General features: G+C 71.4%; 13 protein-coding genes. 5 read left to right on the top strand and 8 right to left on the bottom strand.

The annotated features are described in order from the left end of the window. Position 1: 1 nt before the first annotated feature. Both macS and OG622_RS36505 read right to left on the bottom strand, forming a co-directional pair. On the bottom strand, positions 2 to 1246 hold the full coding sequence (gene macS, locus OG622_RS36510; protein WP_371580895.1) for a MacS family sensor histidine kinase: 1245 nt from the start codon (positions 1244 to 1246) through the stop codon (positions 2 to 4). 62 nt (positions 1247 to 1308) lie between these two features. Then, complete coding sequence (locus OG622_RS36505) at positions 1309 to 2121, bottom strand: lysophospholipid acyltransferase family protein (protein WP_371580894.1); 813 nt, start codon at positions 2119 to 2121, stop codon at positions 1309 to 1311. Between the two features lie 275 nt (positions 2122 to 2396). On the opposite strand from OG622_RS36505, the gene OG622_RS36500 reads away from it, so the two are divergent. The 4 genes from OG622_RS36500 (at position 2397) to OG622_RS36485 (ending at position 5900) form a co-directional block, all read left to right on the top strand. Beyond that, the gene (locus OG622_RS36500; protein WP_371580893.1) at positions 2397 to 3290 is read left to right on the top strand and encodes an alpha/beta hydrolase; all 894 of its coding nucleotides are present in this window, start codon (positions 2397 to 2399) and stop codon (positions 3288 to 3290) included. After that, positions 3283 to 4014: a hypothetical protein gene (locus OG622_RS36495; RefSeq protein ID WP_371580892.1), complete on the top strand. Its 732-nt coding sequence runs from the start codon at positions 3283 to 3285 to the stop codon at positions 4012 to 4014. The genes OG622_RS36500 and OG622_RS36495 overlap by 8 nt, the downstream gene beginning before the upstream one ends. Before the next feature lie 199 nt (positions 4015 to 4213). Next, positions 4214 to 4837: an RNA polymerase sigma factor gene (locus tag OG622_RS36490; protein WP_371580891.1), complete on the top strand. Its 624-nt coding sequence runs from the start codon at positions 4214 to 4216 to the stop codon at positions 4835 to 4837. After that, positions 4830 to 5900 (top strand): CU044_5270 family protein, encoded by a 1071-nt coding sequence (locus tag OG622_RS36485; protein WP_371580890.1) that lies wholly within the window; start codon positions 4830 to 4832, stop codon positions 5898 to 5900. The genes OG622_RS36490 and OG622_RS36485 overlap by 8 nt, the downstream gene beginning before the upstream one ends. Here the strand turns inward: OG622_RS36485 and OG622_RS36480 are convergent. The 6 genes from OG622_RS36480 to OG622_RS36455 all read right to left on the bottom strand — a co-directional run bounded on the left by OG622_RS36480 (position 5897) and on the right by OG622_RS36455 (position 11148). Beyond that, on the bottom strand, positions 5897 to 6646 hold the full coding sequence (locus OG622_RS36480) for an endonuclease/exonuclease/phosphatase family protein (RefSeq protein ID WP_371580889.1): 750 nt from the start codon (positions 6644 to 6646) through the stop codon (positions 5897 to 5899). The two genes, OG622_RS36485 and OG622_RS36480, sit on opposite strands and share 4 nt — an antisense overlap. A 161-nt stretch (positions 6647 to 6807) precedes the next feature. After that, positions 6808 to 7761: an ROK family glucokinase gene (locus OG622_RS36475; RefSeq protein WP_371580888.1), complete on the bottom strand. Its 954-nt coding sequence runs from the start codon at positions 7759 to 7761 to the stop codon at positions 6808 to 6810. A 95-nt stretch (positions 7762 to 7856) separates the two neighbouring features. Then, positions 7857 to 8396, bottom strand: a complete 540-nt coding sequence (locus OG622_RS36470) for a DUF5304 domain-containing protein (protein WP_371580887.1) — start codon at positions 8394 to 8396, stop codon at positions 7857 to 7859. Between the two features lie 57 nt (positions 8397 to 8453). After that, positions 8454 to 9641, bottom strand: a complete 1188-nt coding sequence (locus OG622_RS36465) for an ArsA family ATPase (protein ID WP_371580886.1) — start codon at positions 9639 to 9641, stop codon at positions 8454 to 8456. Positions 9642 to 9826: 185 nt separating this feature from the next. Then, positions 9827 to 10267 (bottom strand): SRPBCC family protein, encoded by a 441-nt coding sequence (locus OG622_RS36460; protein WP_371580885.1) that lies wholly within the window; start codon positions 10265 to 10267, stop codon positions 9827 to 9829. A gap of 83 nt (positions 10268 to 10350) precedes the next feature. After that, a complete protein-coding gene (locus tag OG622_RS36455) occupies positions 10351 to 11148 on the bottom strand; it encodes a metallophosphoesterase (protein ID WP_371580884.1) in 798 nt (265 codons plus the stop codon). A gap of 313 nt (positions 11149 to 11461) precedes the next feature. Between OG622_RS36455 and OG622_RS36450 the strand changes: the two genes are divergently transcribed. After that, positions 11462 to 13261 carry a long-chain fatty acid--CoA ligase gene (locus OG622_RS36450; protein ID WP_371580883.1) on the top strand — a complete coding sequence of 600 codons (1800 nt, stop codon included), beginning with the start codon at positions 11462 to 11464 and terminating at the stop codon, positions 13259 to 13261. Positions 13262 to 13279 lie beyond the last annotated feature (18 nt).

Genomic DNA, 13279 nt, shown 5'->3' with positions numbered 1-13279 from the left:
GTCACCGCTTCTCCGCCTTCCCCCGTACGCCTTTCGGCCCCTGTGCGGCCTTGGGCACCTTCAGTTCGACTTCCGTGCCCTGGCCGGGCACCGAGATCAGTTCGGCCGTACCGCCGATGTCGCGCAGCCGTCCCCGGATGGAGAGGGCCACTCCGAGCCGTCCCTCGCCCTCCGCCCGGGCGAGCCGTCCCTCGGGGATGCCGGGGCCGTCGTCCCGTACGGTCACGACGATCTCGTCCGGCCAGTCCTCGACCAGGATCCAGGCACGCGCCCCGTCTCCCGCGTGCTCGCGCACATTGTCCAGGGCTGCGCCGACGGCCGCCGCCAGCTCCCGCGCGGCCCGCGGGACGAGCGGCACCGGGCCGCCGGGCTCGGAGAAGGTGACCATCGCGCCGGCGTACGGGGCGAGGAGCGCGCGCAGGTCCACGGGGCCCCCGGCGTCGCCGTCGCCGGCCTGTTCGTCCACCGCGCGTACCAAAGCTCCCTGGGCCGCGTCCTGCGAGATCCGGGAGACGGGGACCAGGCCGCCGGAGACCAGGGTGCGCAGGGCGACCTCCTGCTCGCCGGCCATCCGGCCCAGCTCGGCGGCCTCGCCGCCGAGGGCGTTTCCGCGCCGCTGGACCATGGCGAGCACCTGGAGAACGCCGTCGTGGATGTCCCGGGCGAGGCGTTCCCGTTCGCGGGTGGCGGCATCGACCTCCAGGGCGCGGGCGAGGGTGCGCTCGGAGGCGCGGGCGACCTCGACGACGTATCCGATGGCTATGGAGACGAACCAGACCAGCAGCACGTTGTGGATGGTGTCGCGGGTGGGGGCGCCCCGGTGGATCAGGTTGGCGACGGCGACGAGCGTGGAGGCGAAGGCGGCCCAGCGCCAGCCGCCCTTGACGGCGAACGCCAGCACCGCGCCGGCGGTCCATATCGACGGGAGCGTCGGGCCTCCGGCCTCCACCCGCACGGTCGAGTCGGCGAGACGGGTGAGCATGATGCCGACGATCGCGATGGTGAGGTCGGCCGCGAGGAACCGCTTGGTGCAGCTGGCCGCGCCCGCCACCTTCGGCAGGGTCGCCAGCGTCCAGCCGGCCAGCACCGCGAAGTAGGCGACGGCCAGCCAGGGGCGCTCGAACTTGTCGTAGGCGCTGACGAAGAGGCCGATCGCGTAGATCATCGTCAGGATCCGGTAGCCGGTGAGCGCTCGCCACAGCGGCTGCTCGACCGACATGCGCATGACTCGCTCACCCTCAGGCATATCCCCCACCCCACCCACGACGATCGCGTCCGGGAACGCGACCGTACCCGGGAACACGGCCGTTACGAAGCCGGCCGGTCCCTGTCCGCCCGGGTCTCCGCCTGTTCCTGCCGGCCCTCGGCCGTCTGCTGCTTGGCCGTCCGTTCCTTCTCGACCTTGGCGAGGGCGGCCCTGGCGGCCCTGTCGGCCTCCTTCTCGGCCTTGGCCGCGTCAGCGATCCGCCGCTTGGCGGCGGTCGCGTAGATGTCGACGTACTCCTGGCCGGAGAGCTTCATGATCTCGTACATGACCTCGTCGGTCAGCGCCCGCAGGACGAAGCGGTCGTGCTCCATGCCCTGGTAGCGGCTGAAGTCGAGGGGCTTGCCGATGCGGATGCCGGGGCGCATCACCTTCGGCAGGACCTTGCCCGGTGGCTGGATCTTCTCCGTGTCGATCATGGCGACCGGGATGACGGGCGCGCCGGTGGCGAGGGCCACGCGGGCCAGGCCACCGGGTTTGCCGCGGTAGAGCCGGCCGTCGGGCGAGCGGGTGCCCTCGGGGTAGATGCCGAACAGCTCGCCGCTCTCGAGGACCTGTATGCCGCTCCTGATCGCGGCCTCACCCGCGCCCCGCGCGCCGGAGCGGTCCACCGGGAGCTGGCCGACGCCCTTGAAGAAGGCGGCCGTCAGCTTGCCCTTGATCCCCGGGGTGGTGAAGTACTCGGCCTTCGCGATGAACGTGACCTTGCGGTCGAGGACCGCGGGGAGGAAGAACGAGTCCGAGAAGGAGAGGTGGTTGCTCGCGAGGATCGCGGCGCCCTCGGCCGGGATGTTCTCCAGGCCCTCCACCCAGGGCCGGAAAGTGACCTTGAGCGGTCCGCCGATAGCGACCTTCATCGCGCCGTACAACAACCGAGTGCCTCTCTGTGAACCGTGGATCAGACCTTAACCCGGACGCCCGAAGAAGAGTCCGACAGGTCCGGCCGGTGTCGGGGCCCCCTCACGGTTCCCCCGGCTCCCCCGCCCGCTTCCCCACCGGCCCTTCCCCCGTCCCCCACCGGCACCTTCACCTGTCCTCCACCGAGCGAAGCCCCTGGTCGGTGTCAGAGCGGTCGCGTACGGTGAACCACATCCGGACTTTCACACCCTTCTCATGAACAGGAGACCGAACCGTGCCGGTCCTTCCTGGAGCCGAGCCGTACCACCACGAGGGCGGGGAGGTCGGTGTCCTCCTCTGCCACGGATTCACCGGGTCACCCCAGTCCATGCGCCCCTGGGCGGAGTATCTCGCCGCGCGGGGATCGACCGTCGCGCTGCCCCTGCTGCCGGGACACGGCACCCGCTGGGAGGACCTCCGGCTGACCGGCTGGCAGGACTGGTACGCGGAGGTGGACCGCGAGCTGCGGGCCCTGCGTGATCGCTGTGCGCACGTCTTCGTGGCGGGGCTGTCCATGGGCGGCGCGCTGGCGCTGCGGCTGGCCGCGAAGCACGGGGACGCGGTCGACGGCGTGATGGTCGTCAACCCGGCGAACAAGGTGCACGGCCCGGCCGCGCACGCCCTCCCGCTGCTCCGGCACTTCGTCCCCACCACGAAGGGCATCACCAGCGACATCGCGAAGGAGGGCGTCGAGGAGCTGGGGTACAGCCATGTGCCCCTCCACGCGGCGCACTCGCTGCGCAACTTCCTCCGTCTCGTCGACGGCGAACTGCCCCAGGTGACCCAGCCGTTGCTGCTGCTGCACAGCCCGCGGGACCATGTGGTGCCGCCCGTCGACTCCGAGCGCGTCCTCGGCCGGGTGTCGTCGACCGACGTCACGGAGATCCTGCTGGAACAGAGTCACCATGTCGCGACGTTGGACCACGACGCGGGCCGGATCTTCGAGGAGAGTCACGCTTTCGTCACCCGGCTCGTGGCGGGGTCCGACGCGCGGCGCGTGACGGACTCCGGGGAGGCACACGTGAAGGAGTCCGACGCGGAATCCGTACAGCAGTCTGATTCGGGGTCCGCGGAGCAGATCGGTCCGGGATCCTTGGAGCAGAGGGAAGGGACGGCCACTGGTGGCTGAGCACGACTCCGAGCGTGAGCCGGAGGAGAAGGGAGCGCCTCTCGGCGAGCGCCACGGCGCATCGCAGGGCGACTCCCCGGGCGGCTCCTCGGGCAGCTCCGCGGGCTCCTCGTCCGGCGAGACGCCGTCCGAGGAGCAGCACGTGGGCAAGGAGCAGCACGTGCCGTTCGACGAAAACGCGGCCTGGCAGGCCATCGTCGCCGGGTTCGGCAACGAACCGCCGGACCCGCCCGGCACCAAGCCGTTCAGGTCCGTGGAGGACCTGGCCCTGCTGGAGGCCGAGCCGGAGGAATCCCCGGGCACGTCCCCCGATGCGGCCGCCGGCCCCGCGGCTCCCAGGCCGCTGGGCAGCTCGGTCGCGTTCGCCCCCGGCGTCGGCTCGGGTCCGCGCGACTACAGCGTGCCCGACGCGGTCGGCGAGGACCTGGACAAGGGCGACAGGAGCGGGGACGCCGACGACGAGGACGAGGACGGTGAGGGCCACTTCGTGCCGCCCGAGCCGCCCCCGCTGCCGGAGGCCGACGTGACCGCCAAGTTCGCCTGGCTGGGGGTGCTCGGCGGCCCGGTCCTGTTGCTGCTCGCCGTCCTTCTCGGCTGGGAGATGACCTGGTGGCTCACCACCCTGGGCATCGGCGGCTTCCTCGGCGGCTTCGCCACACTGGTGATGCGGATGAACGGCGACGACGAGGACGACGACGATCCGGGCCGGGGAGCGGTCGTCTGACCCCACCACCGCTGTACGAGGGCCCGTCCGGGAGAGTTCCGGGCGGGCCCTCGCCGTTGCCCTGCGACGGGGTCGCGGAGATCTGTCGCCGTCGCCGTGCGACGGGATGGAACTCGATTCCGGTGAACGGCGAAGTACGGGTGTACGACCTGAACGAGCCCAGGTCTTCGAGGCGTTCAGACGAACGAAAGGAGCCCCGATGACCGTCGGACCGCCGGGCGTCGGCACCCGCGACGGGGACCGCGAGGAAAGTGATGCCCGCGTGATCGAGCGGTCCCGGGACGAGCCCGAGCTGTTCGCCGTCCTCTACGACCGGTACGCCGACACCGTGCATCGTTACGCGGCACGGCGGCTCGGCCCCGAGGGGGCGGAGGATCTGATGGCGGAGACCTTCGTCACCGCCTTCCAGCGGCGGTACACGTACGACCTGGATCGGGCCGACGCCCGCCCCTGGCTGTTCGGTATCGCCACCAACCTCGTGGGCCGGCACCGCCGGGCCGAGGCGCGCCGGTTCCGGGCGCTCGCCCGGCTGCCGGAGCCGGTGGAGCACGAGGAGGCGGTCGCGGACCGGGCGGTCGCCAGGGCCGGTGCCACGGAGGTGCGCCGGGAGCTGGCCGCCGCGCTGGCCGGGCTGTCCGCCCGGCACCGCGACGTGGTGCTGCTGGTTGCCTGGGCCGGCCTCGACTACGAGGAGGCGGCCCGCGCCCTCGACGTGCCCGTCGGCACGATCAGATCCCGGCTGAACCGGGCTCGCGGCAGATTGCGCGAAGCACTGGGCGGATCCGATCCGACCGCTTTCCGAGAGGCAGACGCCCATGCGTGACATCGACGACCAGAGGGACCTGCGGGACCTCGCCGACTTCGACGCGGGGGCTCCCTCACTGGACGACGAGGCCCGGCGGCGGGGGCGGGCCCGCCTGCTCACCACGATCACCGCGCCGGGCCCGGACCCGGCGAGGCGTACGGTCTTCCGGCCCGGCTCGGCGGTACGCAGCCGCCCCGTTCTGCGTATCGCCCTGGCCGCGGTGGTCGCCGGCGCGGTCACGGCCGGTGTCCTGGTCACCGTACGGGACGGCGACGGTGCCGGCCGGGGGACGACCGCGAAGCCGCCGGTGGTGAGCCTGCCGCCGATGCGGAACGCGAGCGCCCGGACCGTGCTGAACGGGGCGGCCGTGTACGCACGCAGACACGAGAAGCCGGTCAGTCCTCGGGACGACCAGTTCGTCTACACCAAAGAGATCATCAAGGAGACCGACCAGAAGACGGGGAAGACGAGGACACACGTCTCCGAGAACTGGCGCTCCGTGGACGGCTCCAAGCGCTCCTGGGTCATGGAGCTCAGCAAGGGGTGGTGGTCGCCGCCGGACGACGGCAACGGGACCAGCTGGCCGCCACAGGAGTGGGGCAGGCTGCAGAAGCTGCCGACCGACCCCGAGCAGCTGATCCTCGCGATCCAGAACGACTGGGCTCCGGGCAACGAGGAGAACACCTCGCTGAAGAACATCACCGAGGAGCAGTGGTGGCAGATTTACTACCTCATCGGCGGACTGCTCAAGCTGGTCCCCGTGATGCCCGAAGGGCTGCGGCCGGCGGCGTACGAGGCGCTCGGGATGGTGCCGGGTGTCAAGGCGGTGCCGAACCAGAAGGACGCCAAGGGACGCGTCGGCGTGGCCATCGTGTACGACGACCCGGCCCGGCCCCCGGGGTCGCGGGGCTACAGCAGCAACCACTTCATCTTCGACCCGACGACCTACGCCTTCCTCGGCTTCCGTGACGAGCGTTCCTCGGGCGGCGGCAAGAACATGAAGACGTACACCCAGCTCTCGTATCTGGACAGTTGGGCGATCGTCGACAAGGTCAAGCAGTATCCGTCCGCCGCGGGCTAGGACTCGGCGGGGACTCGGAGGGCGGCCAGGACCGGCAGGTGGTCCGTGGCCGCCCTCAGGTCGTCCTCGGAGATGCCGGGGTGGTCGAGGGGGACGCCGCAGCCGAGGACCTCGATGCCGGGGGTGGCCAGGATCGCGTCGATGCGCTGGTGGGGGTCGGTGGGCGTGGAGCTGTACTCGCCGCCCCAGGGGGCGGTGGTCCAGCAGTCCTGGAGTCCTCCGGCGAGGCGGCGGAACGTGCGACCGTCCGGTCGCTCGTTGAGGTCGCCGCCCGCGACCGCGTGTGTCACGCCCAGGCCGGCCAGGTGGTCGAGGAGCAGGCCGCCCTGCTCGTACCGCTCGTCCTTCTGCAGGGAGAGGTGGCAGGACAGGACGCCGAGGCGGGCGCGGCCGAAGCGGACCACGGCCGTGGCGAAGCCGCGTCGGTGCAGACCGGGGGTGAGGGGCAGGAGCACGTCGTCGGCGTGCTCGACCGTGGCGCGGAGGTTGCACAGCAGCGCCGGGCCGGAGGCGGTGGCGCCGCCGGAGAGGGTGACCAGCTGGGAGGCCGCCGCGAGCCTGGCGAGTTTCTTGCGCCAGCGGAAGAAGCGGGGGGCTTCCTGGATGAGGACCAGGTCGGGGGCGCAGGCGGTGATCACTCGGGCGAGGGCGTCTGTGTCGTCCCGCATGGAGCGGATGTTGTAGCTGAGGACGCGGATGGTTGCCGAACCGTCGGGGTTCGTGCGGGAGTTGGGCAGCGGCGTCATGTGGATCAATGTACGCGGCAGCACTCCGCCGGGAGAGCCGAGAGACCGTGGGTCGTTCGTTCGGCTGACGGCCGGCGGGGGTTGGTCGCGCCCACACGGCGGAGCCGCATGTCGATACGTCCCCGCGCCCCTGAACGGGGCGCGGGGACGGCGGCCGGTGTCTACATGATCGGGTCGGGTTCTCTCGCCAGGTCTGCCGCGCCCACCAGGCCCGCCTCGTTGCCCAGTTGGGCGGCGATGACCTCGGCCACCGGGCGCCAGTTGCCGCCCACGAGCCAGCGCTTGTAGGACTTGCGGATCGGGTCGAGGACCAGTTCGCCCTCGTCCGACAGGCCGCCGCCCACGATGAACGCCGACGGGTCGAAGAGGGAGGCGAGGTCGGCGAGGCCGGCGCCGGCCCAGCGGGCGAGTTCGCGGTAGGAGTCGACGGCCACGGGGTCGCCCTGGCGGGCGGCCATGGAGATGTGCTTGCCCTCGATGCCGTCGGGCGTGCCGTCGCCGAGGCCGAGGAGGAGTTCGGCGTTCTCGGGGGTGGCGTTGGCGCGCTGCTTGGCGTAGCGGACGAGCGCCCGGCCCGACGCGTACTGCTCCCAGCAGCCCTGCGAGCCACAGCCGCACTGCAGCCCGTCGGGAACCACGCGGATGTGGCCGAACTCGGCGGCGACGCCGTAGTGGCCGCGGCGCAGCTTGTTGCCGATGATGATGCCGCCGCCGAGGCCGGTGCCGAGGGTGATGCAGATGACGTTGCGGTGGCCCTTGCCGGCGCCGAACTTGTATTCGCCCCACGCGGCGGCGTTGGCGTCGTTCTCCACGACGACCGGCAGGCCCACGCGGGCTTCGACCTTCTCCTTGAGCGGCTCGTTGCGCCAGTCGATGTTGGGGGCGAAGTAGACCGTCGACCGCTCCCGGTTGACGTAACCGGCCGCGCCGATGCCGACACCGACGATCTCGTGTCCGGCTCGCGCGCCCTCGACGGCGGCGGCGATGGCGTCCACGATCGCCTCGGGCGTGCCCGGGGTCGGCACCTTGTGGGTCGAGAGGATGTTGCCTTCCTCGTCGACCACACCGGCCGCGATCTTGGTACCGCCGATATCGACGCCGATGGTGAGTCCCATGAATCCCTCAGTTTCGGTCGAGCCCCGCTACGGCCAACCGTACCCGAGGCCCCGCCCAGGGACTCCCGGCGTCCGCCGGGCGGACGCGCCCGGCGTCAGTCCAGGTCGATGCGCTCTCCGGGGCCCGGATCGTCGCCCTGATCGCGGTCTTCCCGGTGGGCGGTGTCCCGGTTCGTCCAGCGTCGCTCCTGGGCCTCGACGGCGGAGCGGTACGCGGCGAGCAGTTCGCCGCCGGCGGAGGCCAGATGGTCGAAGACGTCCGGGTTGCGTTCGATGACGGGTTCGACGGCGGCCTTGGCCTGTCGGACGACCTGGTTGACCATCTGCTGGGCCGCGCCCCCGGCGACCGCGCCGAGCAACGGCGACTGCAGCCCGGACAGCTTCTCCGCGACGGTGTCGACCAGCTTGCGCAGTTCCTCGGCGGCCGAGCCCGGCGGCGGGCCGTACTTCGCCCGGCGGCGGGCCTTCTCCGCGACGAGGTCCTCCTCGCACGCGGTCGCCCAGGCGTCGGAGTCGGTCGCGCGCACCCGGTCGGTCACACGCACCCGGTCGGTCGCGCGGGTCTGCTCGGCCGACCGCGCCTCCTCGGCCGCGTCCTGACGACCGGCGTCGGACGTGGGGCGCTCTTCGCTCATGGCGGGCTCCTGCCTACGGTTCGTACCTTCGACGTTACCCGAACGGGCGTATGGCGTTCACCGTGTCCGGGGCCACAACCGCGGGTCCGGCGCGAAACGGATCCTCAGCTCGCCGTCGCGCAGGGCCGCGCCGTCGACCGTGCAGCGGCGCAGTGCCGACGGCAGCGGAACAATACGGCGGAACTGCCCGGCCGTGACGACCAACTCGTCGCCGCGCCGGACGAGATCCAGCTCGTCCCGTATCGCGCCGGGCAGCGGGATGTGCCACACGAGCACGCCCTCGTCCCCGAGGTTGTCGGTGACGGTCCACTCGACGCGGGCGGGAACGTCACCCGCACCGGGGACGTGCAGGGCGGCGAGGTCGTCGTCGCCGCGGGGGTCGTGGCCGAGGTGGGCGACGCCCCGTACGGGCCGGGCCCCGGGTACCGAAGGGGCCTCCTCCCATTCCGCCAACGCCTTGCGCTGCTGGGCGACGAGGCCGGCGAGCCAGGCGTCGTGCGTGCCCTCGGGCAGGACGCGGTTGGCGATCAGCATGTCCACGGGCAGGGCCCGCAGGGCGAGTCCGACGCTCGCGAGGCGCACATGGTCGGCGCCGGCCGGGCCCGGCTCGGCGACCAGCCGCACACTTGTCCCCGGGTCCTCGACGACCGCCGCGACGGCGGCCAGTTCGACGTCCCACCGGGCGGCCGTCTCGAACAGCCACTCGGCGGGCATCGGCACCCCGGCGAGCCGCCCCAGGACCGGCCGCAGCGCACGGGCCGCCTGCCGCTCGGGCGGCAGGAGCCGCCGCAGATACCGGCGGAGTTCCTCGGGGAGACCGAGCAGGGCGAGTGCCTGCGGGGCGGGCGGCAGATCGACGACGAGCAGGTCGTACGCCTCCGACAGCGCGGCGTCGCGCAACGCACGCAGCAGGGCGAGCTCCTCGGCGCCGGGCAGGGGTGTGAGTTCCTCGGCGTCCAGCCGGGCCGCCCCCAGCAGAGCGAGCACGGACGTGGCCCGCTCCTGGAAGGCGACGAGATCATCCCGGAAGCGCTCCGCCGCGTCGGGCCGCCACGCGGTGAGCTCCGGCGTGACCCGCACGGGTTCCGCCCCGGTCGCCACCCCGAGCACCGCCCCCAGGCTGTCGACCGGGTCCGCGCTCAGCACGAGCGTCCGCACGCCCTCGCGGGCAGCCTCGACGGCCGTGGCCGCGGCGACCGTCGTACGGCCGCTGCCGCCTTGCCCGGTGATCAGGATGGTGCGCATGAGGGTGAACGGTAACCCAGCGGGACCCTTCCCTCCGCCGCCCAGGCACCCGGAGCCGGGGCCGGGCGGCAGGGAGGCGCCCACCGGCGCTGACAGGGCGCGGGAGGGACCCCATCGCCCAGCGGCCCAGCGGCACGGCTGCCCGGCTGCCCGGCTGCCCGCAGCCAGGACAGCGGCTCGGAGGCCTAAACGCCCGATTCCACCCGCTTCTTCAGCCCCGCCAGCGCGCGGTCGATGATGACCTTCTCCGCCTTGCGCTTGATCATGCCGAGCATCGGGATCTTGACGTCGACAGTCAGCTGGTACGTCACCTCGGTGACCGAGTCACCGACGGGCTTCAGGATGTACGACCCGTCGAGCGACCGCAGCATCTGGGACTTGACCAGCGTCCAGGACACCTCGTTCGTCCCGGTCCAGGTGTACGCGAGGGTCTGGTCGTCCTTGATCGCGCCCGCGTCCATGACGAGCCGGACCTGTTCGGCGCGGCCCTGACCGTCGCTCTTCAGCACCTCCGCCTCCTTCACCTCGCCCGTCCAGTCCGGGTAGCGGGCGAAGTCGGCGATCACGCCCATGACCTCGGCCGCCGCAGCCTCGATCGTGATGCTCGAACTGGTGAATTCCGCCATCGCGGTGGCTCCTCCAGAGACTGTCCGGTGAGGGAGGTGGGTGCGCACGTCTGTGCAGCGTGAAGGCTACCGCTTACGGAGGCTCACCATTCCAGCGCCCACGGCTTCCCGGTCCCCGCGAAGTGCCCCACGTTCACACACTCGGTCGCCCCGATCCGCATCCGGCGCGCCAACGGCTGGTGGACATGCCCGAACAGCGAGTACCGGGGCCGGGTCCTCCGGATCGCCTCCAGCAGCGCCCGGCTCCCCCGCTCGAAGCGGCGCGCCACCGTGTCGTACACCAGCTCGGGAACCTCCGGGGGGATGTGCGTGCACAGCACGTCCACCTCTCCGACCGCCTCGATCTTCGCCGCGTACTCCTCGTCGCTGATCTCGTACGGCGTTCGCATGGGGGTACGGAGTCCGCCGCCCACGAAGCCGAAGACCCAGCCGCCGATCTCCACCCGTTCGCCGTCCAGCACGGTCGTCCCCGGGCCCGCGTACTCGGGCCACAGTCTCGGCATATCGACATTGCCGTACGTGGCGTACGTAGGCGTGGGGAAGGCCGCGAACATCTCGGCGTACTGTTTGCGGACGGCCTTCTCGATCACTGCGGAGCGCTCCTCCCCCACGCCCGCCCACAGCCGGACCCCGAGTTCGCGCGCCTCCTCGAAGCGGCGGGCGGTGCGCAGTTCGACGAGCCGGGTGGCGTTCGCGGCGCCGAACAGGTCCGGGAAGATGCCGCGGGAGTGGTCGGCGTAGTCGAGGAAGAGGACCAGGTCACCCAGACACACCAGGGCGTCGGCGCCCTCACCCGCTGCGGCCAGGTCGCGTGCGTTGCCGTGCACGTCGCTGACCACGTGAATGCGCGTCCTGTCGTTACCGCCCGGTGTGCGTGCCATGGCGATCAAGCGTAGGCGTGTGTGGCATACGTGAACAGAGCCGATCGGACGTGCGGTTACTGGCCAGTCGGCAAGTGAGGGGATTATTCTTCCCGGGAGAACCCCACATGTGTGACGCGAAGAACATCTCGCCCGACCCCCCTCGCGTAGAGGCCATACCGACGGGTAACGTCCGGGCAGTCCAGTTGTGCTCAGGTTTTCAACCAGTAGGAACCGAAGAACCAAAAGGGGACCTGAGCGCTCTCCCGGCCTTGGACCGCACCGTCGCAGCACACAGAGTCGTGGCGCCGGCGCCCTATGAGGAGCAGCAGTCTTGCGCGAGTTCAGCCTTCCGGCTTTGTACGAGGTCCCGACGGACGGCAATCTGACGGACATCGTCCGTAGAAACGCCGCGCAGCATCCCGATGTCGCCGTCATCGCCCGCAAGGTGGACGGCGTCTGGCAGGACGTCGACGCCGTCCAGTTCCTCACCGAGGTGCGGACGGCCGCGAAGGGGTTCATCGCCGCCGGGGTCCAGCCGGGCGACCGGGTCGCGCTGATGTCCCGTACCCGGTACGAGTGGACCCTGCTGGACTTCGCGATCTGGACGGCCGGCGCCGTGACCGTGCCGGTGTACGAGACCAGCTCGCCGGAGCAGGTGCAGTGGATCCTCGCCGACTCGGGCGCGACCGCCATGATCGTGGAGCTGGACGGGCACTCGGCCACCGTCGAGTCGGTGCGCGACCGGCTGCCCGCGCTGAAGCACCTGTGGCAGATCGAGGGCGGCGGTGTGGAGGAGCTGGGCCGACTCGGCCAGGGCGTCACCGACGAGGCCGTCGAGGAACGCAGCTCGATGGCCAAGGCCGACGACCCGGCGACCATCGTCTACACCTCCGGCACCACCGGCCGCCCGAAGGGGTGCGTCCTCACCCACCGCAGCTTCTTCGCCGAGTGCGGGAACGTGGTGGAGCGGCTGCGGCCCCTGTTCCGTACGGGCGAGTGCTCGGTGCTGCTCTTCCTCCCGCTCGCGCACGTCTTCGGGCGGCTCGTGCAGGTCGCGCCGATGATGGCGCCGATCAAGCTGGGCACCGTACCGGACATCAAGAACCTCACCGACGAGCTGGCCTCCTTCCGGCCGACGCTGATCCTCGGCGTGCCGCGCGTGTTCGAGAAGGTCTACAACTCGGCGCGGGCCAAGGCGCAGGCGGACGGCAAGGGCAAGATCTTCGACAAGGCCGCGGACACGGCGATCGCGTACAGCAGGGCGCTGGACACCGCGTCGGGCCCGGCCCTCGGCCTGAAGATCAAGCACAAGGTGTTCGACAGGCTCGTCTACAGCAAGCTGCGCACGGTGCTCGGCGGCAAGGGCGAGTACGCGATCTCGGGCGGCGCGCCGCTGGGCGAGCGCCTGGGCCACTTCTTCCGCGGGATCGGCTTCACGGTCCTGGAGGGCTACGGCCTGACGGAGTCCTGCGCGGCCACCGCGTTCAACCCCTGGGACCGGCAGAAGATCGGTACGGTCGGGCAGCCGCTGCCGGGTTCCGTCATCCGGATCGCGGACGACGGGGAGGTGCTGCTGCACGGCGAGCACCTGTTCCAGGGCTACTGGAACAACCCGGGCGCGACCGAGGAGGCGCTGGCCGACGGCTGGTTCCACACCGGTGACATCGGCACCCTCGACGAGGACGGCTACCTCAGCATCACCGGCCGCAAGAAGGAGATCATCGTCACCGCGGGCGGCAAGAACGTCGCCCCGGCCGTGATCGAGGACCGGATCCGGGCGCACGCCCTGGTCGCGGAGTGCATGGTGGTGGGCGACGGGCGGCCCTTCGTGGGCGCGCTGGTCACCATCGACGAGGAGTTCCTGGGCCGTTGGGCCGCCGAGCACGGCAAGCCGGCGGGCTCCACCGCGGCGTCGCTGGGCGCGGACGCCGATCTGACCGCGGCCGTGCAGGCCGCGATCGACGACGGCAACGCCGCGGTGTCGAAGGCGGAATCGGTGCGGAAGTTCCGCATTCTGTCCTCCCAGTTCACGGAGGAGTCGGGCCACCTGACGCCGTCCCTGAAGCTCAAGCGGAACGTGGTGGCGAAGGACTACGCGGACGAGATCGAGGCGATCTACCAGAAGAAGTAGTCACCGGAAGTAGTCACA

This window comes from Streptomyces sp. NBC_01314 (genome assembly GCF_041435215.1).
In the GTDB taxonomy this organism is placed as follows: Bacteria; Actinomycetota; Actinomycetes; order Streptomycetales; family Streptomycetaceae; genus Streptomyces.
This window is presented reverse-complemented; position numbering and strand designations above follow the sequence as displayed.

Coding starts and splice junctions, on each gene's coding strand:
- macS (WP_371580895.1), bottom strand. CDS start 1,246: ATGCCTGAGGGTGAGCGAGTCATGCGCATGTCGGTCGAGCAGCCGCTG.
- OG622_RS36505 (WP_371580894.1), bottom strand. CDS start 2,121: ATGAAGGTCGCTATCGGCGGACCGCTCAAGGTCACTTTCCGGCCCTGG.
- OG622_RS36490 (WP_371580891.1), top strand. CDS start 4,214: ATGACCGTCGGACCGCCGGGCGTCGGCACCCGCGACGGGGACCGCGAG.
- OG622_RS36485 (WP_371580890.1), top strand. CDS start 4,830: ATGCGTGACATCGACGACCAGAGGGACCTGCGGGACCTCGCCGACTTC.
- OG622_RS36480 (WP_371580889.1), bottom strand. CDS start 6,646: ATGACGCCGCTGCCCAACTCCCGCACGAACCCCGACGGTTCGGCAACC.
- OG622_RS36475 (WP_371580888.1), bottom strand. CDS start 7,761: ATGGGACTCACCATCGGCGTCGATATCGGCGGTACCAAGATCGCGGCC.
- OG622_RS36470 (WP_371580887.1), bottom strand. CDS start 8,396: ATGAGCGAAGAGCGCCCCACGTCCGACGCCGGTCGTCAGGACGCGGCC.
- OG622_RS36465 (WP_371580886.1), bottom strand. CDS start 9,641: ATGCGCACCATCCTGATCACCGGGCAAGGCGGCAGCGGCCGTACGACG.
- OG622_RS36460 (WP_371580885.1), bottom strand. CDS start 10,267: ATGGCGGAATTCACCAGTTCGAGCATCACGATCGAGGCTGCGGCGGCC.
- OG622_RS36455 (WP_371580884.1), bottom strand. CDS start 11,148: ATGGCACGCACACCGGGCGGTAACGACAGGACGCGCATTCACGTGGTC.